Annotated in this window: 26 protein-coding genes; 6 read left to right on the top strand and 20 right to left on the bottom strand. The window is 71.3% G+C overall.

Going from position 1 to position 24,150, the window contains the following annotated elements; genetic code table 11:
* Positions 1–115: 115 nt before the first annotated feature.
* The 5 genes from AC4F3Q_RS03930 to infC all read right to left on the bottom strand — a co-directional run bounded on the left by AC4F3Q_RS03930 (position 116) and on the right by infC (position 3,690).
* Positions 116–1,072, bottom strand: a complete 957-nt coding sequence (locus tag AC4F3Q_RS03930) for an aldose 1-epimerase family protein (RefSeq protein WP_491038807.1) — start codon at positions 1,070–1,072, stop codon at positions 116–118.
* Between the two features lie 31 nt (positions 1,073–1,103).
* The gene (locus tag AC4F3Q_RS03925; RefSeq protein WP_491038806.1) at positions 1,104–1,928 is read right to left on the bottom strand and encodes a TrmH family RNA methyltransferase; all 825 of its coding nucleotides are present in this window, start codon (positions 1,926–1,928) and stop codon (positions 1,104–1,106) included.
* A 51-nt stretch (positions 1,929–1,979) separates the two neighbouring features.
* Positions 1,980–2,366 carry a 50S ribosomal protein L20 gene (gene rplT, locus AC4F3Q_RS03920; RefSeq protein WP_168445825.1) on the bottom strand — a complete coding sequence of 129 codons (387 nt, stop codon included), beginning with the start codon at positions 2,364–2,366 and terminating at the stop codon, positions 1,980–1,982.
* 62 nt (positions 2,367–2,428) lie between these two features.
* Entirely contained in the window at positions 2,429–2,623 is a 195-nt protein-coding gene (gene rpmI / locus AC4F3Q_RS03915) for a 50S ribosomal protein L35 (protein ID WP_093375536.1), read from the bottom strand.
* Between the two features lie 98 nt (positions 2,624–2,721).
* Positions 2,722–3,690, bottom strand: coding sequence for a translation initiation factor IF-3 (gene infC, locus AC4F3Q_RS03910; protein ID WP_491038805.1), 969 nt, complete (start codon positions 3,688–3,690; stop codon positions 2,722–2,724).
* A 268-nt stretch (positions 3,691–3,958) separates the two neighbouring features.
* Here infC and AC4F3Q_RS03905 point away from each other — a divergent pair, with 268 nt between their 5' ends.
* From AC4F3Q_RS03905 to AC4F3Q_RS03895, 3 genes are all read left to right on the top strand, one after another.
* Positions 3,959–4,408, top strand: a complete 450-nt coding sequence (locus tag AC4F3Q_RS03905; protein WP_491038804.1) for a Fur family transcriptional regulator — start codon at positions 3,959–3,961, stop codon at positions 4,406–4,408.
* An 85-nt stretch (positions 4,409–4,493) separates the two neighbouring features.
* A complete protein-coding gene (locus tag AC4F3Q_RS03900) occupies positions 4,494–5,945 on the top strand; it encodes a catalase (protein ID WP_491038803.1) in 1,452 nt (483 codons plus the stop codon).
* Between the two features lie 118 nt (positions 5,946–6,063).
* Positions 6,064–6,426 (top strand): DUF1844 domain-containing protein, encoded by a 363-nt coding sequence (locus AC4F3Q_RS03895; protein ID WP_168445829.1) that lies wholly within the window; start codon positions 6,064–6,066, stop codon positions 6,424–6,426.
* A 67-nt stretch (positions 6,427–6,493) separates the two neighbouring features.
* Here the strand turns inward: AC4F3Q_RS03895 and AC4F3Q_RS03890 are convergent, their stop codons facing one another.
* The 7 genes from AC4F3Q_RS03890 to AC4F3Q_RS03860 form a co-directional block, all read right to left on the bottom strand.
* Positions 6,494–7,279 (bottom strand): SseB family protein, encoded by a 786-nt coding sequence (locus AC4F3Q_RS03890; protein WP_491038802.1) that lies wholly within the window; start codon positions 7,277–7,279, stop codon positions 6,494–6,496.
* A complete protein-coding gene (priA, locus tag AC4F3Q_RS03885; protein WP_491038801.1) occupies positions 7,276–8,007 on the bottom strand; it encodes a bifunctional 1-(5-phosphoribosyl)-5-((5-phosphoribosylamino)methylideneamino)imidazole-4-carboxamide isomerase/phosphoribosylanthranilate isomerase PriA in 732 nt (243 codons plus the stop codon). Before priA ends, AC4F3Q_RS03890 begins: the two co-directional genes overlap by 4 nt.
* Before the next feature lie 61 nt (positions 8,008–8,068).
* Positions 8,069–8,716, bottom strand: a complete 648-nt coding sequence (hisH, locus tag AC4F3Q_RS03880) for an imidazole glycerol phosphate synthase subunit HisH (RefSeq protein WP_168445832.1) — start codon at positions 8,714–8,716, stop codon at positions 8,069–8,071.
* Complete coding sequence (locus AC4F3Q_RS03875) at positions 8,713–9,258, bottom strand: hypothetical protein (RefSeq protein WP_491038800.1); 546 nt, start codon at positions 9,256–9,258, stop codon at positions 8,713–8,715. Before AC4F3Q_RS03875 ends, hisH begins: the two co-directional genes overlap by 4 nt.
* Positions 9,255–9,863, bottom strand: coding sequence for an imidazoleglycerol-phosphate dehydratase HisB (gene hisB / locus AC4F3Q_RS03870; protein ID WP_168445834.1), 609 nt, complete (start codon positions 9,861–9,863; stop codon positions 9,255–9,257). The genes AC4F3Q_RS03875 and hisB overlap by 4 nt, the downstream gene beginning before the upstream one ends.
* Positions 9,860–11,014 carry a histidinol-phosphate transaminase gene (locus AC4F3Q_RS03865; RefSeq protein WP_491038799.1) on the bottom strand — a complete coding sequence of 385 codons (1,155 nt, stop codon included), beginning with the start codon at positions 11,012–11,014 and terminating at the stop codon, positions 9,860–9,862. Before AC4F3Q_RS03865 ends, hisB begins: the two co-directional genes overlap by 4 nt.
* Positions 11,015–11,056: 42 nt before the next feature.
* On the bottom strand, positions 11,057–11,659 hold the full coding sequence (locus AC4F3Q_RS03860; RefSeq protein WP_491038798.1) for a dihydrofolate reductase family protein: 603 nt from the start codon (positions 11,657–11,659) through the stop codon (positions 11,057–11,059).
* Positions 11,660–11,821: 162 nt separating this feature from the next.
* Between AC4F3Q_RS03860 and AC4F3Q_RS03855 the strand changes: the two genes are divergently transcribed.
* On the top strand, positions 11,822–14,587 hold the full coding sequence (locus tag AC4F3Q_RS03855) for a RecQ family ATP-dependent DNA helicase (protein WP_491038797.1): 2,766 nt from the start codon (positions 11,822–11,824) through the stop codon (positions 14,585–14,587).
* 31 nt (positions 14,588–14,618) lie between these two features.
* On the top strand, positions 14,619–15,230 hold the full coding sequence (locus AC4F3Q_RS03850; protein ID WP_491038796.1) for a DUF1697 domain-containing protein: 612 nt from the start codon (positions 14,619–14,621) through the stop codon (positions 15,228–15,230).
* 29 nt (positions 15,231–15,259) lie between these two features.
* Here the strand turns inward: AC4F3Q_RS03850 and AC4F3Q_RS03845 are convergent, their stop codons facing one another.
* Positions 15,260–15,751: an ASCH domain-containing protein gene (locus tag AC4F3Q_RS03845; RefSeq protein WP_491038795.1), complete on the bottom strand. Its 492-nt coding sequence runs from the start codon at positions 15,749–15,751 to the stop codon at positions 15,260–15,262.
* A gap of 44 nt (positions 15,752–15,795) precedes the next feature.
* Complete coding sequence (hisD, locus tag AC4F3Q_RS03840) at positions 15,796–17,118, bottom strand: histidinol dehydrogenase (protein WP_491038794.1); 1,323 nt, start codon at positions 17,116–17,118, stop codon at positions 15,796–15,798.
* Between the two features lie 79 nt (positions 17,119–17,197).
* On the opposite strand from hisD, the gene AC4F3Q_RS03835 reads away from it, so the two are divergent.
* The gene (locus AC4F3Q_RS03835) at positions 17,198–17,422 is read left to right on the top strand and encodes an RNA-binding S4 domain-containing protein (protein WP_168445841.1); all 225 of its coding nucleotides are present in this window, start codon (positions 17,198–17,200) and stop codon (positions 17,420–17,422) included.
* 68 nt (positions 17,423–17,490) lie between these two features.
* Here AC4F3Q_RS03835 and AC4F3Q_RS03830 read toward each other — a convergent pair whose 3' ends face one another.
* The 6 genes from AC4F3Q_RS03830 to AC4F3Q_RS03805 form a co-directional block, all read right to left on the bottom strand.
* Positions 17,491–17,898, bottom strand: a complete 408-nt coding sequence (locus tag AC4F3Q_RS03830) for a pyridoxamine 5'-phosphate oxidase family protein (RefSeq protein ID WP_491038793.1) — start codon at positions 17,896–17,898, stop codon at positions 17,491–17,493.
* Between the two features lie 37 nt (positions 17,899–17,935).
* Positions 17,936–21,475 (bottom strand): DNA polymerase III subunit alpha, encoded by a 3,540-nt coding sequence (gene dnaE / locus AC4F3Q_RS03825; RefSeq protein WP_491038792.1) that lies wholly within the window; start codon positions 21,473–21,475, stop codon positions 17,936–17,938.
* A gap of 79 nt (positions 21,476–21,554) precedes the next feature.
* Positions 21,555–22,046 (bottom strand): GNAT family N-acetyltransferase, encoded by a 492-nt coding sequence (locus AC4F3Q_RS03820; RefSeq protein WP_491038791.1) that lies wholly within the window; start codon positions 22,044–22,046, stop codon positions 21,555–21,557.
* Entirely contained in the window at positions 22,033–22,962 is a 930-nt protein-coding gene (locus AC4F3Q_RS03815) for an RluA family pseudouridine synthase (protein WP_168445844.1), read from the bottom strand. The genes AC4F3Q_RS03820 and AC4F3Q_RS03815 overlap by 14 nt, the downstream gene beginning before the upstream one ends.
* Entirely contained in the window at positions 22,959–23,690 is a 732-nt protein-coding gene (gene lspA / locus AC4F3Q_RS03810) for a signal peptidase II (RefSeq protein ID WP_491038790.1), read from the bottom strand. The genes AC4F3Q_RS03815 and lspA overlap by 4 nt, the downstream gene beginning before the upstream one ends.
* Positions 23,654–24,115, bottom strand: a complete 462-nt coding sequence (locus AC4F3Q_RS03805; RefSeq protein WP_168445845.1) for a TraR/DksA family transcriptional regulator — start codon at positions 24,113–24,115, stop codon at positions 23,654–23,656. The genes lspA and AC4F3Q_RS03805 overlap by 37 nt, the downstream gene beginning before the upstream one ends.
* Between the last annotated feature and the right edge of the window lie 35 nt (positions 24,116–24,150).

The raw sequence follows: 24,150 nt of genomic DNA, 5'->3' as shown, positions 1-24,150 counted from the left end.
GGAACCGGAGCGAGTGGGATCGTCGATCATTCTACGAGGCCCGGAACCCGGATCCGCGCCCCGTCCGCACCCCCGCGCGGCCCGGCGTGGTGCACCAGGCCGCGCGGGGCGGGCGTCAGAGCGCGAAGATGCGCCAGCCGACCTCGTGGCTCTCGCCCGGCTCGAGCAGCACCAGGTCCGTGCGCGAGTTGAAGGCGTCGGGCGGGCACGTCATGGGCTCGACGGCGAGGCCGCTGCGGAACGCGTCGCCAGGACCCTCCGGCGTGTGCACCTGGAGCCACGGGCTGCCCGCCTCCCACTCCATCGCGACACCCGTGCCCGACGGCGAACGCACCTCGACGCGACCCGTACCGTCCTCGAGGACGAGGCCCGTGTAAGCGTGGTCGATGAACGTGCTGCCGACGACGCGAGGCGTACGGAAGTCGAGCGTGCCGCCGTCGTACGTCGCGACGTCGGCGACGCCGGTCGGGACGAGACGGTCAGGTGTGACCGTCAGGACCTGCTCGGCGGGGATGAGTGCCTCCCACTCGTCCACAGGCTCGGGACCAGCGACGAGGTACGGGTGCGGGCCCGTGCCGTACGGGGCACGCCCCGTCCCGACGTTCGTCGCGCGGACGCTCCAGCTCAGGCCGTCGCCGGACAGCGCGTAGGTCACCTCGCACCGCACGCGGAAGGGGTAGCCGGCCTGCGGGGCGATCGTGTGGCCGAGCGTCACGGACGTCTCGTCGCTCGAGACGACGGTCCACTCGGCCCACGCCCCGAGGCCGTGCAGCGCGTGGCCACGCTCGGGCTCCGTCAAGGAGAGCGCGTAGGTGCGTCCGTCGACGTAGTAGTGCCCGTCGACGACGCGGTTGGGCCACGGTACGAGCACCGCGCCGCGGTAGCCGGGCCGGACGTCCTCCTCGCCGAACGGCGTCACGAGGGGACGGCCGTCGTGCTCGAGCACTCGCAGGCTCGCGCCCACCGAGGCGATCACCGCACGGTAGGGGCCACTGGTCAGGATGTGTTGCGTGCCCGAGACGGGCACGGTCGCGTCGTTGCTCACGTGAACATCTAAGCGCACCAGACGCATGTCGTGCGCGGGGCCGAGGGCCCAGCAGCCGTCACCGCTGGGCGCGTGCGGAGCCGTACAGGCAGACGGTCGCGGCCGTGGCGAGGTTGAGGGACTCGGCGCGGCCGCGGATCGGCACGCGGACGACGGCGTCAGCGCGGTCACGGTCCTCGGGGCGCAGGCCCCAGGCCTCGTTGCCGAACACCCAGGCGGTCGGTGCGGCGAGGTCTGGCTGTCCTCCACCCGAGGCGCCGGCGGCGTCGAGCAGGTCGTCCAGATCGTGCGGCCCGACGCCGTCAGCGGCGAGGACCGTCATGCCGAGCCCGTGCACGGCACCGAGGACGTCGTCGTACGACGCGCCTGCGACGACGGGAAGGTGGAAGAGCGAGCCGGCCGTCGAACGCACGACCTTCGGGTTGAGCACGTCGACGCTCTCCCCGGCGAGGACGACGGCGTCAGCGCCTGCCGCGTCAGCAGCGCGGATGACCGTGCCGGCGTTGCCGGGGTCGCGGACGTTGAGGAGGACCGCGACGAGGCGCGGGTTCAGGGCGGCCACGTCCTCGAGGGATGCGTGGGGACGGTCGAGGACGGCGACGATCCCTTGGGCGTCGGGGCTCATCGCGTCGAGGACCTCGTCCGAGCCGGTCCGGGGCGTGACGCCCGCCTCGTGGGCGGCGTCGACGATCTCCGTGTACCGGTCAGCGGCCGTCTCCGTCAGGAACAGGTCGCGCACCAGGTCCGGCGCGTAACGCACAGCTTCGCGGACGCTCTGCGGGCCCTCGACGAGGAACCGACCGGTGCGCGAACGCGCAGAACGCCCGGACAGCGCCCGGACTGACCGCACCCGCTCGGAACGGGGGTTGATCAGCTCGGGCATGTCCGGGCGTCCTGAGGCTGCGAAGCGCGCGACGTCGTGGAGACGTACGGCTCAGGCAGCAGCCTTGGGGGCGTTGACGTCGGCCGGGAGGGCCTCCTTCGCGACCTTGACCAGCGTGTTGAACGCGTTGGCGTCCGTCACGGCGAGGTCAGCGAGGACGCGACGGTCAACCTCGACACCAGCGGCCTTGAGGCCCTGGATGAAGCGGTTGTAGGTCATGCCCTCGGCGCGGACCGCAGCGTTGATGCGCTGGATCCACAGCTTGCGGAAGTCTCCCTTGCGCGCCTTGCGGTCGCGGTAGGAGTAGACCATCGAGTGAGTGACCTGCTCCTTCGCCTTGCGGTACAGGCGAGAGCGCTGGCCGCGGTAACCGCTGGCCCGCTCGAGGGTTGAACGACGCTTCTTGTGGGCGTTGACTGCCCGCTTCACGCGTGCCACGTGATGCTCCTTGGTTCTCGGGGCTCACAAGCTCCTTCAGGGCGCAGGACGCGCCCCGAGGGTCACTTGCCGAGCAGCTTCTTGATCTTGGGGGTGTCGGCGGCCGAGACGACCTGGTCGGCGCTCAGGCGGCGCGTACGACGGCTCGACTTGTGCTCGAGCAGGTGGCGCTTGTTGGCCTGCTCGCGCATGACCTTCCCGGAACCGGTGATGCGGAACCGCTTCTTGGCACCGGAGTGCGTCTTGTTCTTCGGCATGGCTGCCGTGTCTCCTCAGGGTCGGTCGTGCGCCGGCTGGCGTACGACAGTGTCGGTCGGGACCTCACGTGCAGGTCCCGCTCGGTGTGCAGGTCTCGTCACTCGCTCTTCGGCGCAGGCTTCGGGGCGGGCTTCGGTGCGGGCCGGGCAGGCTTGGCAGCCGCCGGCTTCGGGACTGAAGGCTTGGGCGTCGCCGCCGGCTTGGGGCTCGCCGCAGCGGGCTTCGGCGCGGCAGCAGGCTTCGCGGTCGCGGGCTTGGCAGCAGCCTTCGCCGGCGCGGCCTCGACGACCGGGGCTTCCACAGGCGCAGCCGTCTCGACCGGAGCAGCAGCGGTCGCGGCCGCGGGCGTCTCGACGGGGGCCTCGGGCGCAGCAGCCTCCACGGGGGCGGACGCCTCGGCTATCGAGTCGACCTCGGCCTCGGGACGCGGGGCACGACGAGTCTCCTCGCGCTTGCGACGCTGCTCGCTCTTGGCCTCGGCCTTCTTCTTGACCGGGCCGAGCACCATGGTCATGTTGCGGCCGTCCTGCTTGGGCATGCTCTCGACGAAGCCGAGCTCGGCGACGTCCTCCGCGAGACGCTGCAGCAGACGGACGCCCATCTCAGGGCGCGACTGCTCACGGCCGCGGAACATGATCATGACCTTGACCTTGTCGCCTGCCGACAGGAAGCGCTCGACGTGGCCCTTCTTCGTGCCGTAGTCGTGCGGGTCGATCTTCAGGCGGAAGCGGATCTCCTTGAGGACCGTGTTGGCCTGGTTGCGCCGGGCCTCACGCGCCTTCATGTCTGCCTCGTACTTGAACTTGCCGAAGTCCATGAGCTTGCAGACCGGAGGACGCGCGTCAGGCGCGACCTCGACGAGGTCGAGGTCCGCCTCCTGCGCCAGGCGCAGCGCGTCCTCCACGCGGACGATGCCGACCTGCTCCCCGTTGGGGCCGACAAGCCGGACCTCGGGGACGCGGATCCGATCGTTGATGCGGGGCTCGCTGATGGAAGTCTCCTCAGAACTCGGTGGTGTGCACAGAGACGAAGAAGGCCTCCGTCCCTGCGAGCAGGAGGAGGCCATCACATCCATCCCATGGGCACGGTGCGCCCACGAGCGAGCGGACGCGTTGAAGCGCCCGCTCTGGACCGGGACCCGGTCCCTGTCGGCTGCGAGGCAGCTCGGGCGGGACCTAGGTGGGATGTTCTCCACTTGCTCTCGGCGCATGCGTGAGCACACACCGATCAGTCAGGGGTCAACGCTACCACATGCGCATCCCGACTCCGACACAGACAGAACTGAAGAGTTCCGTTACTTGAACGATTCCAGATAACATGCTTGACTGCAGGTCATGAGCACCCCGACCCATGCGAGCGACGACGTCGCAGCCCAGCTGCGTTCGGCCGGGCTGCGCGTGACCGCGCCCCGCATCGCGGTCCTCGAGTGCCTGCGCGCCACCCCGCACGCCGACGCCGACACCGTCCTGACACGAGTGCGCGAACGGCTCGGCACGGTCTCCGTGCAGGCCGTCTACGACGTCCTGCACGCGCTCACCGAGCGCGGCATCGTCCAGTGCATCGAACCGGCCGGGCATCCGGCACGCTTCGAGGTCCGGGTGGGCGACAACCACCATCACGTCGTCTGCCGCTCGTGCGGAGCCGTGGGCGACGTCGACTGCGCGACAGGACATGCACCATGCCTCGTCCCGTCCTCGACCCACGGCTTCGCCATCGACACCGCCGAGGTCATCTACTGGGGCACCTGCCCCGACTGCCGCGTTGCCGGCACCACGACAGCCTGACCAGCCACAGCCTCCGGTGAGCACGCTCGCCGACGACGCCTCCACGGCACACCACACGAGCCCGCACGGGCAGAAGGAGACACCAGTGACCGACCCCAGCTTCACGACCAGCCAGACCGGCGCACCCATCCCCTCGGACCAGCACTCCCTCACGACCGGCCCCGACGGCATCACCGCGCTGCACGACCGCTTCCTGGTCGAGAAGCTCGCCTCCTTCAACCGCGAGCGCGTGCCGGAGCGCAACCCGCACGCCAAGGGCGGCGGGGCCTTCGGCCGGTTCGTCGTGACCGACGACGTCTCGCGGTTCACGAAGGCCGCCGTCTTCCAGCCCGGATCGGAGGTCGAGACGCTCCTGCGCTTCTCGTCCGTCGCCGGCGAGCAGGGCTCCCCCGACACGTGGCGCGACGTCCGCGGCTTCGCGCTGCGGTTCTACACGACCGAGGGCAACTACGACATCGTCGGCAACAACACCCCGGTGTTCTTCATCCGTGACGCGATCAAGTTCCCCGACTTCATCCACTCGCAGAAGCGCACCGGCGCCTCCGGGCTGCGAGACGCCGACATGCAGTGGGACTTCTGGACGCTCTCCCCCGAGTCCGCCCACCAGGTCACCTACCTCATGGGCTCCCGCGGCCTGCCGCGCTCGTGGCGCCACATGAACGGCTACGGCTCGCACACGTTCTCGTGGGTCAACGGCGAGGGTGAGCAGTTCTGGGTCAAGTACCACTTCAAGTCCCGCCAGGGCGTCGAGGCCATGTCCGCCGACGAGGCCCAGCACCTCGCCGGATCCGACGCCGACTACTACCGCCGCGACCTCTTCGAGGCCATCGCGCGCGAGGAGCACCCCGTGTGGGACCTCTTCGTCCAGGTCATGCCGTACGAGGAGGGCAAGACCTACCGCTTCAACCCGTTCGACATCACCAAGACCTGGTCGCACGCGGACTACCCGCTCCTCAAGGTCGGCGAGCTCACCCTCGACCGCAACCCGCAGAACTTCTTCGCGGAGATCGAGCAGGCGGCGTTTTCGCCGTCGAACCTCGTGCCGGGCATCGGCATCTCGCCCGACAAGATGCTCATGGGCCGCGTGTTCGCCTACCCGGACGCGCAGCGCTACCGGATCGGTGCGAACTACAACCAGCTCCCGGTGAACATGCCGCACGCCGCCGAGGTGCGCAACTACCAGCACGAGGGCCAGATGCGTTACCACTACGCGCCTGCCACGATGCCGGTCCACGCGACCAACTCGACGGGCGGCCCGGCTGCCGACGGCGCACGGGCCGGCGAGGTCGCGTGGGAGACGGACGGTGCGCTCGTCCGCGCGGCCCAGACGCTGCGCTCGGACGACTCCGACTTCGGTCAGGCCGGAACCCTCTACCGCGACGTGTTCGACGACGCCCAGAAGGCGGCCTTCCTCGAGACCCTCACGGGCCAGGGCGCCGGGATCACGGTCCCCGAGATCCGTGAGCGCTTCTTCTGGTACTGGGGCCAGGTCGACGCTGGCCTCGGCGAGCAGCTGCGGGCGGCGCTGAACGCCTGACGCCGTCATGCCGCACCGGGGACCCGGTCGCGGAGACGCAGCCCCGCACGCTCGTCGAGTGCGGGGCTGCGTCGTCTCGCCGTACGTCGTCCCCCTCCCGGTGGGCGACAATAAGCGCATGACGAACCCCTCTCCCCAGGCCAGCCCGAGCGACGACGCCGCGCAGGCCACCCGAGACATCGCCGACGTCGCGGCCGTCGAGGTCATCACGACCGCCGCGGTCCACCTCATGAGCGCGGCCGCCGTCAAGTGCGGCCTCGCCGAGGGCGAGGAGGACCTCACGGACCTCGACGAGGCACGTAAGCTCATCACCGCGCTCGCCGGGCTCGTCGTCACGTCGGCACCCGACATCGGCAACCAGCACGCCCGCTCCCTGCGTGACGGGCTGCGCTCGCTGCAGCTCGCGTTCCGCGAGGCGAGCGCGATCCCGGACGCACCGGGCGAGGGCCCGGGCGAGAAGCTCACCGGTCCCGTCTCCTGAGAACGGTCCCCCGAGCACGACGAAGGCCGCGCCCCTTGCGGGCGCGGCCTTCGTCGGACGTCAGGCGTCAGGCCTTGCCGATACGCAGCTCGAGCGAGTCGACCCGCTCGCTGATCACGCTGCTCGCGGCGAGCGCGCGGTTGACCCAGGCAAGCACCTGGTCGAGTCCCGCACGGTCGAGACCGCCATCGATGCCGAGCGCCACGGCGACCTCCGCCGTACGCCCGGGCACGGCGTCGGCCCGGACCACGTGCTGAGCCGGGAGCGCGGCGTCCCGCACCGCGGCACGCACCGCCTCGTCGACGACGCCGTCGCGCACCGCAGGCTCCCACGTACGCCCCTGCGCGAGCGCCCACACGGCGGGACGCGGCACGAGCACCGTCGTCGGGCCGCCCGGGTCGAGGACGACGAGGGCCCAGCCTTCCTGCACTGCCGAGAGCGCCGCGCGCGTCGCGTACGACGGCACCGGACGGGCGTCGGCACGCCACCGCGTCATCGCCTCGACCGAGGAGAACACGGGCAGCGCCTTGCGACCGTCGGGAGCCTCGAGCGCGACGACCCCTGCGCTCGCCTCCTTGTCGACGTCCTGGCCGTGCTCGCCACGACCCGCGACGTCGAGCTCGGCGATGATCGGCACGAGCACCCGCGCAGACGCGAGCGCCCCGATGACACGTTCGAGATCGGCGGTGCGTCCGCCGGACGCGTATGCCTCGAGGGCCGCGGCGAGAGCCGGCTCGCACGACCCGTCGTCGCCCGCGAAGGGGTTCGACCTCAGGTCACGACCGGACCACGGCGTCCCCGCCGAGTCCGCCGGGACGCCGTGATCGTGTCCGTCGTGAGCGCCGTGCGTCACGGCCGACCAGCGACGTCGAGCGCCTCGGGCAACGTGAACGCGCCCGCGTAGAGAGCCTTGCCGACGATCGCGGAGTCGACGCCCTGCGGGACCAGCGCGCGCAGGGCGCGCAGGTCGTCGAGGCTCGAGATGCCACCCGACGCGACGACGGGAGCCTTCGCACGCTGAGCTACCTCGGCGAGCAGCTCGACGTTCGGGCCGCGCAGCGTGCCGTCCTTCGTCACGTCGGTCACGACATAGCGCGAGCAGCCAGCGGCCTCGAGGCGGCCGAGGACCTCCCAGAGGTCACCGCCGTCCTCGGTCCAGCCGCGTGCCGCGAGAGTCGTCCCGCGCACGTCGAGCCCCACAGCGACGACGTCGCCGTGCTCCGCGATGACCTTCGCGGTCCACTCAGGGTTCTCCAGGGCAGCGGTCCCGAGGTTGACGCGCGCGCAGCCCGTCGCGAGCGCACGGGCGAGCGACTCGTCGTCCCGGATGCCGCCCGAGAGCTCGACCTTGACGTCGAGACGGCCGACGACCTCGGCGAGGAGCTCCGCGTTCGAACCGCGCCCGAACGCCGCGTCCAGGTCGACGAGGTGGATCCACTCCGCACCGCCCGCCTGCCAGTCGAGCGCCGCGCTGAGCGGGTCGCCGTACGAGGTCTCCGAACCTGCTTCGCCCTGGACGAGGCGCACAGCCTGCCCGTCGGCGACGTCGACGGCAGGGAGCAGCACGAGACGGTCGGTCATGGGGTTCATCTCCAGGGGGTTCGGGCTCGGCGACAGCCGAGACGGAGGGCTGTCCCGCGCGTCAGCGCAGGGACGAGAGCCAGTTGGTGAGGAGCTGGGCGCCAGCGTCGCCGGACTTCTCCGGGTGGAACTGCGTCGCGGCGAGGGGGCCGTTCTCGACGGCAGCCACGAAAGGACCGCCGTGGTCTGCCCAGGTGACGAGCGGTGGGCGGAACCGGCCGTCGGCCGGCTCGTCCTGACCGAGCGTGAACGTCTGCGCGGCGTACGAGTGCACGAAGTAGAAGCGCTCGTCCTCGATGCCCGCGAAGAGAGCCGTGCCCTCGGGAGCCTCGACGGTCGCCCAGCCCATGTGCGGAACCACCGGGGCGTGCAGGCGGTCGACGACACCGGGCCACTCCCCCAGGCCTTCGGTGTGAACGCCGTGCTCGTCGCCCGCCTCGAACATGACCTGCATGCCGACGCAGATGCCGAGCACGGGACGGCCACCGGCGAGGCGCCGACCGACGATCTGGTCGCCGCGAACCGCGCGCAGCCCCTCCATCACCGCGGCGAACGCACCGACGCCGGGCACGACGAGACCGTCGGCCGACTCGGCGGCCGCACGGTCGTTCGTGAGCTCGACCTCGGCGCCCACGCGCTCGAGCGCGCGCACGGCCGAGCGGACGTTCCCGAAGCCGTAGTCAAGGACGACGACGGACGGCGCGCTCATGACTTCTTCCTAGCCTTGCGTGCGAGAGACGTGAGCAGCCGCGCAGCCTTGAGGCGCGAGTACTGGCCCGCCGGCAGAACACCCTTGACGTCGGCGAGCGTGTGCGTGCCGAGGAGCAGCCCCTCGAGGTCGTCAGGGGCGCCGTCGAGCAACAGGCCCGCAGGGACGTCGTCCCCGCGCTCGCCGTCGAGCCAGCGCGTCGCGGTGATCTGGTTCTCCCGGCGCTCGACGAGGATCGCCGGGACACCGCTGATCAGCTGCGAGATGCCTGCAGCGACCTGAGCGGGGCCGTCACCGTCGAGGTCCCGGCAGACCGCGACCGCGCCGACACCCTGTGCGAAGAACACGTCGACCTCGAGCTTCGCGACGGCGCACACTGCCGCGAGCGGGTCCGCACCGGCGACCTGGGTCAGGACGAGCGCGACGGTCGGCTTCGACGTGGTCTCACCGAACATGCTCAAACCCGACAGGTCGTCCGGGATCTCGAACGACACGTCGTCGGGCAGCTCGTCTGCGGCGCCCGGGACCGCGCCGGACGTCACAGCGCGCCCTTGGTCGACGGCACGCCGTCGACACGCGGGTCGAGCGCGACCGCGGCGCGCAGAGCCCGCGCGAGCGCCTTGAACTGCGCCTCGACGATGTGGTGCGGGTCGCGGCCCGAGAGCACCGTCACGTGCAGGCAGATGTTCGCGTGGTGCGCGATCGACTCGAGCACGTGCCGCGTGAGCGAGCCCGTGAAGTGGCCGCCGATCAGGTGGTACTCCTGGCCCGCGGGCTCGCCGTCGTGCACGAGGTACGGGCGGCCGGAGACGTCGACGACGGCACGCGCGAGCGCCTCGTCGAGCGGGACGTGCGCGTCCCCGAAGCGCGCGATGCCCCGCTTGTCACCGAGGGCGACCTTGAGCGCCTCGCCGAGGCAGATCGCGACGTCCTCGACCGTGTGGTGCGCGTCGATGTGCGTGTCACCGGTCGCCTTGATGGTCAGGTCGATCAGCGAGTGCTTGCCCAGGGCCGTGAGCATGTGGTCGTAGAACGGCACCGTCGTCGAGATGTCCGTGCGACCGGTCCCGTCGAGGTCGATCTCGACGAGCACCGACGACTCGGACGTCGCTCGCTCGATGCGTGCCGTCCTGCTGCTGCGGGTCACAGTCCTGCTACCTCCACCAGGGCGTCCTTGAACGCCACCATCTCCTCGCGCGTGCCGATGGACACGCGCAGCCAGCCCTCGGGACCAGTCTCCCTGATGAGCACACCCCGATCCAGCAGACCCTGCCAGATGGCGTGGCGGTCGGCGAACCGGCCGAACAGCACGAAGTTCGAGTCCGAGTCCGCGACGTCGAGCGGGCGACCCTCGTGGGTCTGCGCGCGCAGCCACGCGACCGTGCGGTCGCGCTCGGCACGCAGCTCAGCAACCTGGCCGAGCAGCTCGTCCGCGTGCGACAGCGCGGCCCGGGCGGTCGCCTGGGTGACCGCCGACAGGTGGTACGGCAGCCGCACGACGCGCAACGCGTCGACGATCTCCTGGCGGGCCGCGAGGTACCCGAGGCGCGCGCCCGCGAGCGCGAACGCCTTGGACATCGTGCGGCTCACGACGAGGTTCGGGAAGCGGTCGAGCAGCTCGAGCGCCGACGGGACGCCCTCACGGCGGAACTCGCCGTACGCCTCGTCGACGACGACGATGCCGGGCGCGCCGTCGACGTCGACCTCGAGCGCCGCCTCGCACACCGCCACGATCGTGTCGACGGACAACGCGGTCCCGGTCGGGTTGTTCGGGCTCGTGAGGATCGTCACGGACGGCTGGTGCTCAGCGACGACAGCGGTCGCGTGCTCCGGGTCGAGCGTGAAGTCCGCCTCACGACGGCCCACCACGTACGCGGAGTGCGTGTCGCGCGCGTACTCGGGGTACATCGAGTACGTCGGCGCGAAGGACACGACCGTGCGCCCGGGCCCCGCGAACGCCTGCAAGAGGTGGAGCATGACCTCGTTCGAGCCGTTCGCGGCCCAGACCTGCTCGGCCGCGACGCGCACGCCGCTCTCGCGCGCGAGATAGTCGGCCAGGTCGCCGCGCAGGCCGAGGAAGTCGCGGTCCGGATAGCGGTTGAGCCCGGCGGCGGCGTCCGCGACGGCGCTCGCGATCGACGCGACGACCCGCGGGCTCGGCCCGTACGGGTTCTCGTTGACGTTGAGCAGGACTGGGACGTCGAGCTGCGGGGCGCCGTACGGCTCGATGCCCGCGAGCTCGGGGCGCACGGGCAGGCGCAGCGCGCGGGGGACGTCAGTGTTGCGAGGGTTGGCCACGACGCAACTCTAGGAGTTCACCCTGACAGCCGTCCGCGCATTTCACGAGATGGTCGGCGTGCGCGTCGTGGCGCCGTCGGCGTCGCGCCGCACACGGTAGTGCACGAAGACCACCCCGGAGCCGAACGTGCGCGTCTCGACGAGCTCGAGGTCGACCCGGCGTCCGTGCAGCGCGAAGAACGGGGTCCCCCCGCCGACGAGGACGGGGAACACGCGCACGAGGTACTCATCGATCAGATCGAGGTCGGCAGCCTGGGCAGCGAGGTCTGCACCGCCGATCGCGATGTCCCCCTCCCCTTCCTCTGCGCGCAGCCGGGCGATCTCGTCGGCAAGGCTGCCGGTCGCGAGCCGCGCGCTCGGGACGACGCCGGTGAGGGTGCGTGAGAACACGACCTTCGGCAAGGCGTTCCACAGGTCCGTCCACTCGCGCTCCTGCGGGTCGAGGGACGGGTCGTCGGCGACGTCCTCCCAGTAGAGCATCGTCTCGTAGAGGCGGCGCCCGAGGAGGTGGACGCCGACGTCCTTGACCTCGTCGATGGACATCTGGAAGAGCGCGGGCTCCGGGACCGTCCACTGGAAATCTCCGTCCGGGCCGACGATGAACCCGTCGAGGGACATGCCCATCGAGTACGTGACCTTGCGCACGTGCGACCTCCTCGCTCCGCGCGCCGGTACGGACGACGCGCCCTCGTTCCCCAGCGTCGCGGCACGGGCGGGACCTGACCAGGGCACCATCGCCCCGACGGTCGATCCACACCATCTGAGCACCTGCCGGCGATGTCCGTCCCGGTCCGTAGTCTGGAGACCATGACGATCGAGGACCAGCCCGAGCCGCGCGACGAGGATCCCGACGCCGCGCTGCCCCACGGCGACGACGCTCCCGCTGGCGAGCCGCGCGAGCGGCGCGGCACCCCGGGCCGCTGGGGCGCGGAGCCCGACTGGTCGAAGCTCGAGGGCGTGCCGCGCCGCCACGTCGAGGTCACCGGTCCGCAGTGGGGTGCGTCGTCGCTCGACGCGCGCACCCTCGTCGACCAGCCGGGCGCCGAGCCGTCTCTCGACCTCGGCCCGCTCGGAGCGCCCCCGACGCGCCCTGTCACGCCCGCCGCACCCTCGCCTGCCGCGCAAGCGCCAGCACGGGCGTCGACCCCCCAGGCTTCCCCTTCGCCCTCGGTGGAGAGCGGGCCCGCCCCGGTCGCTGCTCCGGCTCCCGCGACGGACCCCGAGCCTGCCTGGTCGACGGCCTGGGACGAGGACGTGCCGCTCGCCGAGCCGCCCGCCGACTGGGACGAGCCGCTCTGGCTCCCCGAGGACGGCGGCGCGACCGCCACAGCCACGGGCTCGCCCTCTGGCCGAGCACCTCGGCGACCACGACCCACGAGAGCTGATCGTCCTGAGATCGTCCCCGTGACGACCGAAGGGCTCGACGGGCGCGAGGCGGCCGAGGCAGTCCTGCGTCGCCTCGTCGGTCGCGAGGACGCACGGCTGCGGGACGACCAGTGGCGCGCGATCGACGCGATCGTCTCCCACCAGCGCCGCGTGCTCGTCGTCCAGCGCACGGGCTGGGGAAAGTCCGCCGTGTACTTCGTCGCGACCTCGCTCCTGCGGGAGCGAGGCGAGGGACCGACCGTCATCGTCTCGCCGCTCCTCGCGCTCATGCGCGACCAGATCGCGGCCGCCGGACGAGCCGGGGTGCGCGCCGTGACGATCAACTCGTCGAACGTCACCGAGTGGGACGACGTCCAGGACCGCATCGCCGCGGGCGACGTCGACGTCCTGCTGTGCTCCCCCGAGCGTCTCAACAACCCCGACTTCCGCGACACGGTGCTGCCCCGCCTCGCCGCGACCGCGGGCCTCGTCGTGGTCGACGAGGCGCACTGCATCTCCGACTGGGGGCACGACTTCCGCCCCGACTACCGCCGGATCCGCGACCTCGTCGCCGACCTGCCGGCGGGCATCCCCGTGCTCGCGACGACCGCGACCGCGAACGAGCGCGTGACGCTCGACGTCGCGGAGCAGCTCGCGGTGCACCGTGACGCCGAGGGGCACGTCGCGGCCGCCGACGGCGTCCGCCCGGGCGACGAGGTGCTCGTCCTGCGTGGTGGCCTCGATCGCGAGTCGCTCCACCTCGCGGTCCTGCCCGTGACCGACCAGCCCACGCGCATCGCGTGGCTCGTCGAGGCGCTGCCGAGACTGACCGGCTCCGGCATCGTCTACTGCCTCACGGTCGCCGCTGCCGAGCAGGTCGCCGAGCAGCTGCGCACCGCGGGCATCGAGGTCCGCGCCTACACGGGTCGCACCGACACCGCTGAGCGCGAGGCGCTCGAGGCCGACCTCAAGGGGAACCGCGTCAAGGCCCTCGTCGCGACATCGGCGCTCGGTATGGGCTTCGACAAGCCGGACCTCGGCTTCGTCGTCCACCTCGGGGCCCCGAGCTCGCCGATCGCGTACTACCAGCAGGTCGGCCGCGCCGGCCGCGGCGTCGACCGCGCGACCGTCGTCCTCGTCCCGGGCGAGGAGGACCAGCGCATCTGGGACTACTTCGGGTCGCTCGCCTTCCCGGCGGAGGGGCAGGTGCGGGCCGTGCTGCGCGCGCTCTCCGAGAACGGCACGATGTCGCTCCCCGCCCTCGAGACGCGCGTCGACCTCAAGCGGTCGCGGCTCGAGATGATGCTCAAGGTCCTCGACGTCGACGGCGTCGTCCGACGCGTCCGCGGCGGCTGGGAGGTCACCGGCGAGCCGTGGGCGTACGAGGGTGAACGGTACGAGCGGGTGGAGCGCGCACGTCGCACCGAGCAGGAGGCGATGCTCGCCTACCAGTCGACCGGCGGCTGCCGCATGGCGTTCCTGCGGCACCAGCTCGACGACCCCGAGCTCGTCGAAGGGTGGCGGTGCGGGCGCTGCGACCGCTGCTCGACGCTCGACCTGCCGGCCGCGCCCGACCCGTCGCTCGTGCGCCGGGCGCGCGCCGCGATGGACCGGCCCGGCATCGAGATCAGCACCCGCCGGCAGTGGCCGTCGGGGATGGCAGCGCTCGGCGTCGACCTCTCGGGGAGGCTCTCCCCCGAGGAGGTCGCCGAGCCCGGCCGTGCGGTCGCACGGCTCGACGGGCTGGGCTGGTCCGCGCCGCTGCGCGAGCTCTTCGCGCCTGCCACGCCCGACGGCGAGGTGCCGACCCCGCTGCGCACCGCCGCCGCGCGGGTGCTCGACGACTGGGCGGACGCTCAGCGGGTCGACGGGATCGTGTGGATCGCGTCCGCGACCCGGCCGGTCCTCGTGAGCCACCTCGCGCACGGGCTCGGCCGCTACCTCGACAAGCCGGTCGTCGGCTCGGTCGAGCCAGCCCCTGGGGTCCCGGCAGGCAGACGGGACGTCAACTCTGCGATCCGCCTCGCGGGCGTCGCGCAACGCCTGCGGCCCGCGCTCTCCGAGGCCGCCGCCGCGGGGCTTCCCGGGCGGAGCGTGCTGCTCGTCGACGACCTGACCGACTCGGGGTGGACCCTCACGGTAGCCGCCCGGATGCTGCGCCAGGCGGGCGCCGCTCGCGTGCTGCCGTTCGTCCTCGCGCAGGCCTGACCGTGTCCCGTCCCACTCCCCAGGAGACCTCATGAGCACTGCACCCGCTGTCGCGCCCGGTGACCTCAGAGTCGTGGCCCTCTTGCGCGGCGTGAACGTGGGCGGCCGGACCATCCCGATGGCGCAGCTGCGGACCGTCGTCGCAGCGAGCGGCGCGCGTGCCGTCCGCACGGTCCTCGCGAGCGGCAACGTCCTGCTCGACGTCACCGGGGACGCCCCGCTCGCGGACGTGCGCGCCGACCTCGAGAGCAGGATCAGCGAGGCGTTCGGATACGACGCGCACCTCGCCCTCCTCCCGCTCGGGCTCGCGACCACGCTCGCCGACGCCGTCCCGTGGCCCGACGACGACACCGCGCACGGCTACGTCGTCATCTCGACCTCTCCCGGCCTCCTCGCGGAGGCGGCGGCCGAGGCGGCTACGGTGACAGCCGCGCGGACCGGGGCTCCCGAGGCATCTCTCGAGGCGTGGCAGGCGCCGCCTGCTGACCTGGCGCGTCGTCTTGCGGACGTGGGCCTCGACGCGCTCCTGTGGCGCTGCCCGCGCGGATCGTCCCTCACGACGCCGCTCGCCAAGGTCCTCGCGCGCTCGCGCTTCCGCGTCGCGACCACCCGCAACGTCAAGACCTTGCGCCGCTTCGCCTGACCAGCGTCCCGGACCAGGCGCGAGCCCGCTCAGGCGTCGGCATCCTCGGGCGGCCAGACGACCCGGAACCGCTCCGCGACGACGACCGAGTCGTTCGTCAGAGCGAAGCCCAGGCTGGCGCCGACACGCTCCCAGTAGCGCCGATGGCCACGACGCCACGACTCGATCGAGCGGTCCCCCTCACCCTCGTCGTACGCGAACGCCGCATCCACCTCGCGGAAACGCACGCGCCGCACCTCGGTCGTCCGCAGGATGATGCGGGGAATGCCCGCACCGTCGCACACGACCCAGTGGTCACCCTCCTCGGGAACCGTGTCCCCGAGAACCTCGTACTCGTCGAGGAGGGACGCGGTCGCGCGCTTGACCCCGGACAGGACGAGGCCGAGCAGCTCGTCCGCGAGCGCCGGACCGTCACCAAAGCTGTCGACGACGGGCACGGGCGCCGACGGAGCCGGGCCCCGGCCCGAGGCGAGGTAGGCGGACCACATCACGGCGGCCGCACGGCTGTCGGGCGGGGTCATCCAGGCACCTCGTCTCGTCGTGCACGGCACCGCCGCGCGACAGGTCAGAACCGCGCGCTGATCGCCTCACCGTGCGCGGGTAGGTCCTCTGCCTCGGCGAACGTGACGATCTGGTCGGCGATCGTCGCCAGTCCCTCGCGCGAGTACTCGACGACCTGGACGGCCCGCACGAAGCTGTGCACGCCCAGCCCCGACGAGAAGTGCGCGCACCCTCCCGTCGGGAGGACGTGGTTCGAGCCCGCCATGTAGTCACCGAGCGGCACCGGGGAGTACGGACCGACGAAGATCGCGCCAGCGCTCGTCACGCGGTCCGCGAGCGCGGCCGCGTCGTTGGTCTGGATCTCGAGGTGCTCGGCGCCGTACGCGTTGACGACCGAGAGGCCCTGCTCGACGTCGTCCACCAGCACGATCGCGGACTGCGGTCCTCCGATCGCGGTCGCGACACGCTCCGCGTGCCGCGTCGCGGCGGCACGCCGCGCGAGCGCCGCATCGACCACGTCGGCGAGCTCGACCGAGTCCGTGACGAGCACGGACGCCGCCATCGGGTCGTGCTCCGCCTGGCTCAGCAGGTCGGCCGCGACGTGCTCGGGGTCAGCGGTCGCGTCGGCGAGCACGGCGATCTCGGTCGGCCCGGCCTCCGCGTCGATACCGACGACGCCGCGCACGAGGCGCTTCGCCGCAGCGACGAAGACGTTGCCGGGCCCCGTGATGACATCGACGGGCTCCGCGAGGACGTCGCCGTCCTGAGGCAGCTCCCCTGCCGCGCCATAGGCCAGCATCGCGACCGCCTGGGCACCGCCGACCGCGTACACCTCGTCGACGCCCAGCAGCGCGCACGCCGCGAGGATCGTCGGGTTGGGCAGGCCGCCGTCCTGCGCCTGCGGCGGAGACGTCACCACGAGCGAGCGGACACCTGCCTCCTGCGCCGCGACGACGTTCATGATGACCGACGACGGGTACACGGCGAGGCCGCCGGGCACGTAGAGCCCGACGCGCTGCACCGGGATCCACCGCTGACGCACCCTCGCCCCGGGGGCCAGGTCGACGACGAGCTCGGTCGGTCGCTGCGCGGCGTGCACCTGACGCACGCGGTTGATCGACTCCTCGAGGCTCGCCCGAAGGGTCGCGTCGAGCCCCTCGAGCGCCGCGGTGATCGCCTCCGCCGGTACCCGCACGTGCTCGGGCCGCACACCGTCGAACTTCTCGGCGTAGTCGCGCAGCGCGGCGGCGCCGCGCGAGCGGACGTCGTCGATGATCGGTGCGACGAGCTTCGTCGCGTCCTCGACGCCGACCTCGGGGCGAGGCAGGGTCGCGGCGAGCTCACGGGCGGACAGGGAGCGACCACGCAGGTCGAGACGGTTGATCACGACGCCAACTCTAGTCCGAGCCCCGCACCCCGGTCGCGGGCTTTGCCGGCGACTGCCGCCGACCTGCGAGACTGGGCTCATGAACGACGTGACGATCCGTGACGAGTCCATCCGGCTCGGTCAGTTCCTCAAGCTCGCCGACCTCGCGGAGTCCGGTGCCGAGGCGCGCGAGCTCGTGGCTGACGGCGCCGTGAGCGTCAACGGTGAGACCGACGAACGGCGTGGTCGTCAGCTCGTCCCCGGCGACGTCGTCTCCGTGTCGGGCCCGGGCGGGACCCGCACGGCGCGCGTCGCGCGCGCCTGACGCGCTCCACGACGGGCTCTTCGCCGGGCCGGTGGATCGGCCTCGCTCGAGGCCTCTGACGTCCCGCCTCAGCGGGCCATGTACGCCGAGCTCATCACCTTGTCGACCGCCATGCGCAGGACGACTCGCTGCGGGTTCGGCTCGAGCACGCGGTAGCGCAGGCCGTAACGGCGCACCGCCTCCGCGATCTCTTCCGGGTCGTCCACGACCGTCGTCGGTCCCTCGAGCGTGATCCACCGACCGCCGTCGACCTGACAGACGGCCGCGCGCGCGGGCCCCCCGTCAGCATTCCCGGCGGCGAGGTTGCGCGCCTTGACGCTCGTGACGTTCGTCGTGATGCGCAGCACCCCGGCGCCGTCGTCCCACGTGAAGCCGACGGGGACGACGTGCGGGAAACCGTCCGCGCGGAGGGTCGACAAGGTCGCGAGGTGCCGCTCCGTGACGAAGACGTGCTGCTCGGGGGTCAGGTGGATCACGTGTCGCTCCGGTCTCGGGAAGGGAAGCAGGCGCAGGTCAGCTGGCGAGGCAGGTCGGGCCCAGGAGTGCCTTGAGGTCGCCGAACAGCGCGGGCGACCGCTCGACGCGCAGCCTGTCCTCGACCTTCATGAGCGTCGCGCGGCCGGGCTCGGTGAGCTTGAGGTGCACCTCGGTCGCACCGGGGTGCGTGCGCAGGATGTCGCGCAGCCGCTCGACGACGGGCTGCGTGCACCGCGACACCGGCACCGTCACGAGCACGGGCGAGTCCGGGCCTGCGCTCGTGTCCGGGAGAGAGAGCTCCATCGCCTGCAGCGACATCGTCTCGTCGCGCCGCCGGACACGTCCCTTGAGCGTGACGATCTGGTCCTCCGCGAGGATCGTCGAGTACGCGAGGTACGTCTCGCCGAAGAACATGACCTCGATCGACCCTTCGAGGTCTTCGATCGTCACGGCGGCCCACGGGTTGCCGTTCTTCGACATCTTGCGCTGGAGCGACGTGATCAGGCCGGCGATCGTCACGACCGAACCGTCAGAACGCCCCTCGTCGGTGATGAGCGCGGCGATCGACGTCTCCGCGGCCCGGGACAGCACGTGCTCGAGGCCCGAGAGGGGGTGGTCGGAGACGTAGAGGCCGAGCATCTCGCGCTCGAACGTCAGCAGCTGCTTCTTGTCCCAGTCCGGCAGGTCCGGGACGTCGACGCTGAACCCGATCGACTCGTCCTCGTCGGTCGCACCGAAGTCCGCGAAGAGGTCGAACTGCCCCTCGGCCTCCTTGCGCTTGACCCCGATCACCGAGTCCACCGCCTGCTCGTGGACCATGACGAGCGAGCGCCGCGTGTGCCCGAGCGAGTCGAACGCGCCGCCCTTGATGAGCGACTCGATCGTGCGCTTGTTGCAGACGACGGCCGGCACCTTGTCGAGGAAGTCGGTGAACGACGTGAAGTCGCCCTTCTCCTCGCGCACCGCGACGATCGACTCGACGACGTTCGCGCCGACGTTGCGGATGGCGGTCAGGCCGAAGCGGATGTCGGCGCCGACGGCGGTGAAGTTCGCCGAGGACGAGTTGACGTCCGGCGGGAGCACGGTGATGCCCATGTGGCGGCACTCGTTGAGGTAGAGCGCCGACTTGTCCTTGTCGTCCTTGACGCTCGTCAGGAGCGCGGCCATGTACTCGACCGGGTAGTTCGCCTTGAGATAAGCCGTCCAGTACGAGACGACGCCGTACGCGGCGGAGTGCGCCTTGTTGAACGCATAGTCGGAGAACGGCAGCAGGATGTTCCAGAGCGTCTGGACCGCGTCCATCGAGAAGCCGCGCGACATCATGCCCGCGGAGAAGCCCTCGAACTGCTTGTCCAGCTCGGACTTCTTCTTCTTGCCCATTGCGCGGCGGAGGATGTCTGCCTGTCCGAGCGTGTACCCGGCCAGCTTCTGCGCGATCGCCATGACCTGCTCCTGGTACACGATCAGGCCGTACGTGTTGCCCAGGACGTCCTCGAGCGCCTCTGCGAGCTCCGGGTGGATCGGGGTGACCTCCTGGAGCCCGTTCTTGCGCAGCGCGTAGTTCGTGTGCGAGTTCGCGCCCATCGGGCCCGGTCGGTAGAGCGCACCGACGGCGGAGATGTCCTCGAAGTTGTCCGGACGCATGAGCTTGAGCAGCGAGCGCATGCCCCCGCCGTCGAGCTGGAACACGCCGAGCGTGTCGCCGCGCGCGAGCAGCTCGTACGCCTTCGGGTCGTCGAGCGTGAGGTCCTCGAGGACGACCGGCTCCTTGCCGTTCGCGACGATGTTGTCGAGCGCGTCGTCGAGGATCGTGAGGTTGCGCAGCCCCAGGAAGTCCATCTTGATGAGGCCGAGCTCTTCGCACTTCGGGTAGTCGAACTGCGTGATGACCGCGCCGTCCTGGGGGCGGCGCATGATCGGGATGATGTCGATCAGCGGGTCGCTCGACATGATGACGCCGGCGGCGTGCACGCCCCACTGCCGCTTCAGGCCCTCGATGCCCTTCGCGAGCTCGACGACGCGCTGCGCGTCCGGGTCGGCGGCGTGGACCTGCCGGAACTCCTCCGCCTCGGCGTACCGCTTGTCGTTCGGGTCGAAGATGCCGGACAGCGAGATGTCCTTGCCCATGATCGCGGGCGGCATCGCCTTGGTGAGCTTCTCACCCATCGCGAACGGGAAGTCGAGGAGGCGTGTCGAGTCCTTGAGCGCCTGCTTCGCCTTGATCGTGCCGTACGTGACGATCTGCGCGACGCGGTCCTCGCCGTACTTCTCCGTGACGTACCTGATGACCTCCCCGCGCCGACGCTCGTCGAAGTCGACGTCGAAGTCGGGCATCGAGACGCGGTCCGGGTTGAGGAAGCGCTCGAAGATCAGGCCGTGCTGGAGCGGGTCGAGGTCCGTGATGCGCATCGCGTACGCGGCCATGGAGCCCGCACCCGAACCACGGCCAGGCCCGACCCGGATCCCGTTGTCCTTCGACCAGTTGATGAAGTCCGCGACGACGAGGAAGTAGCCGGGGAAGCCCATCTGCGTGATGACCTGGCACTCGTAGTCCGCCTGCTTGCGGACCTCGGGGGTGATCCCGTCGGGGTACCGCACGGCGAGCCCCCGCTCGACCTCCTTGATGAACCAGGACGTCTCGTCCTCGCCGGGCGGGCACGGGTAGTTCGGCATGTAGTTGGCGCTCGTGTTGAACGAGACCTCGCACTGCTCCGCGAGCAGCACGGTGTTGTCGCACGCCTCGGGCAGCTCGGCCCACGTCCGTCGCATCTCCTCGGCCGACTTGACGTAGTAGCCGTCACCGTCGAACTTGAAGCGGCCCGGGTCGGCCAGCTTGGAGCCTGAGTTGATGCACAGCAGGGCGTCGTGGGAGTGCGAGTCCTCACGCTTGACGTAGTGCAGGTCGTTCGTCGCGAGGAGAGGTGCGCCGATCGTCTTCGCGAGGCGCAGGAGGTCCTTCTGGACGCGGGTCTCGATGTCGATCCCGTGGTCCATGAGCTCGACGTAGAAGAACTCCTTGCCGTAGATCTCCTGGAGCTCGCCGGCGACGCGCACCGCGTCGTCCCACTGCCCGAGGCGCAGCCTGGTCTGGATCTCGCCGGAGGGGCACCCGGTCGACGCGATCATGCCGCCCGAGTACCGCTCGATGAGGTCGCGGTCCATGCGCGGCCACTTGCCCATCTGTCCCTCGAGGGACGCGTACGAGCTCGCGCGGAAGAGGTTGTGCAGGCCCTCGTTGTTGCGGGCCCACATCGTCATGTGCGTGTAGGCGCCGCGAGCCGAGACGTCGTCCGCCTCCTGGCCGGCCTCGCCGAAGCGCACGCGCGTCTGGTCGAAGCGGCTCGTGCCCGGCGTGACATACGCCTCGACGCCGATGATCGGCTTCACACCGGCCGCCGTGGCCTGCTTCCAGAAGTCGTACGCGCCGAACAGGTACCCGTGGTCGGTCGTCGCGATCGCCGTCTGCCCGAGCCTGTTGACCTCGGTGAACAGGTCCCCGAGGCGCGCTGCGCCATCGAGCATCGAGTACTCCGTGTGGGCATGGAGGTGGACGAAGTCCGATCCGGCTGAGGGCATGCCCCGATCCTATGACGGACGTCGGACGCTCCGACGCCCCGGCGGGAGTGGCCCTCGTCGCGCCCGGCGACGGTGCACGTCAGGCGCGCCGGAGCTCGATCCAGGCGTCCTTGTGCTCGATCCCTGCGTCGAGGTAGAAGTCGCCCACGACGGTGTATCCGAGGCGCTCGTAGAAGCCGAAGGCCTGCCGCTGGGCGCTCAGCTCGCAACGGACGACGCCGTCGACCGCGCACGTCTCGAGCGCCAGCCCGTGGAGCGCCTCCATGAGCGCGACGCCGACGTGCGTGCCACGCGCGACCGCACGCACGGCTACACGCCCGACGTGCACGACACCCGGGTGCTCCGCAGCGGTCAGCAACCGGGCCGTGCCGACGGCACGGCCCGCCGCGTCTCGGGCGAGCACGTGCGTCGTGGTCTCAGCGACGTCGAGCGCGTCCAGCTCCTCGTCCGCCGGGACCTTCTGCTCCTCCACGAACACCTCGAAGCGGACCGCGTAGCACTCCTCGAGCTGGGCCTGCGTCGTGACGACCTCGATCATCACGCCGTCGTGCGCACCTTCAGCGGAAACCATCCGACACCACCTCGAGGGCGTGCGCGAGGTCGGCCGGGTACTCGGACGTGCACAGCACCGGCTGCCCCGTCACCGGGTGGTCGAACCCGAGGCGCATCGCGTGGAGCCACTGCCGCGTCAGTCCGGTGCGCTCGGCGAGGCGCGGGTCCGCGCCGTACATGAGGTCGCCGACGCACGGGTGCCGCAGCGCCGAGAAGTGGACCCGGATCTGGTGCGTCCGCCCGGTCTCGAGGTGCACCTCGACGAGGCTCGCCGCGGGGAACATCTCCAGGACCTCGTAGTGCGTCACCGAGTGCTTGCCGTCGGCGACGACCGCGAACTTCCAGTCGGACGACGGGTGCCGCCCGATCGGGGCGTCGATCGTGCCCGTCGTCGGCTCGGGGTGGCCCTGGACCAGCGCGTGATAGACCTTCTCGACCGTGCGCTCCTTGAAGGCGCGCTTGAGAGCCGTGTAGGCGAGCTCGCTCTTCGCGACGACCATGAGCCCGCTCGTGCCCGCATCGAGGCGGTGCACGATCCCCTGGCGCTCAGCCGCGCCTGACGTCGAGATCCGGTAGCCGGCCGCAGCGAGGGCGCCGACGACGGTCGGCCCCGTCCAGCCCGGCGACGGGTGCGCTGCGACTCCTACCGGCTTGTCGACGACGACGACGTCGTCGTCCTCGTAGCGCACGATCATCCCCGGGACGGGCTCCGGCTCCGGCTCGACCGCCGCAGCCGGGTCGGGCAGCTCTACCTCGAGCCAGGACCCCGCGACGAGGCGGTCCGACTTGCCGACAGTCCGGCCGTCGACGCTCACGGCGCCGTCGCCCGCGAGCTCTGCGGCACGGGTGCGGGACAAGCCGAGCAGACGCGCGAGTGCGGCGTCCACGCGCTCGCCCTCGAGGCCGTCGGGAACGGGGAGGGAGCGCGAGGTCATCGCTGCTCCGGCTCGCCGCTCGCGGTGTCGGCCTCGTGCGCCACAGGGGCGACCGTCGCGCCGGCCTCCTCCTGCGCCTCGGCCGCGCTCTCGCCGGAGTCATCCGGGCCACCGGTCATCGGGGTGCCCCGGAACGACAGCACGATGAGCAGGCCGGCAGCGGCGACGATGGCGATGTCGGCGACGTTCCCGACGAAGAAGCCCGCGTAGTTGATGAAGTCCACGACGTGCCCCTCGGGGAACCCGGGGGCGCGGAAGAGCCGGTCGATCAGGTTGCCGACGGCTCCGCCGAGGACGAGCGCGAGCGCGACGGCCCATGCCCGCGACGTGATGCGCCGGGCGCGTGTCGCGATCACGACGACGACCGCGACCGTGAGCAGCGTGAGGACCCAGGTGATGCCGGTCCCCATCGAGAGCGCCGCCCCCGGGTTGAGGAGGAGCTTCCACCCGAGAAGCTCGCCGAGGAACCACGTCGTGGAGGCGCCGAGCTCGAGGCTGCTCAGCGCGAGCTGCTTGGTGAGCTGGTCGACGACAGCGACCCCAGCCGCGAGGCCGAACATGAGCACCGCGAGCCGCTTGCTGCGAGGGGCGGCCGGCGCGACGACGTCTGCAGGGGCAGGAGCGGGCGCGTCACCGTCGTGGACGTCGTCCTGGCGGGCGCCGTGCGACGTGACGTCGCCCGCTTCCTCGGTCAGCGTCGTTCCTCGCGCTGCTTGCAGGTCACGCACAGCGTGGCGCGTGGGAACGCCTGCAGACGGGCCTTGCCCACGGGGCCGCCGCACGACTCGCACGTCCCGTACGTCCCCGCGGCGATCCGCTGGATCGCGTGCGTGTTCTGCGCGAGGAGGTCACGCGTGTTGTTGACGAACGTGAGCTCCTGCTCGCGCTCGAGCGCGCTCGACCCCGAGTCGGCCTGGTCGTCGCCAGCGCCGTCCCCCGAGTTGCGCAGCAGCTCCGAGAGCTCCGCGTCCGCGTTCGCCAGCTCGACCTCGAGGCGCTCGACCTCGGCGACGAGCTCTGTCGCGACCGCCTTGGCCTCCTTGAGCGTCCACGGCTCTTCGCCGTCGCGGACCTGGAAGGTCTTGACGTCCTTGGCGAGGCGCGGGAACCGCTCCGTGAGACTAGGGGTTCGTTCTTCGTCCTGGATCGACATCAGGTCGCCTCTCTGTTCAGAACTGCCGAGGATAG

It is taken from the genome of Flavimobilis sp. BM9, assembly GCF_058313055.1.
Note: the sequence above shows the minus strand (reverse complement) of the source record. Positions and strands in the feature narration are given on the sequence as shown.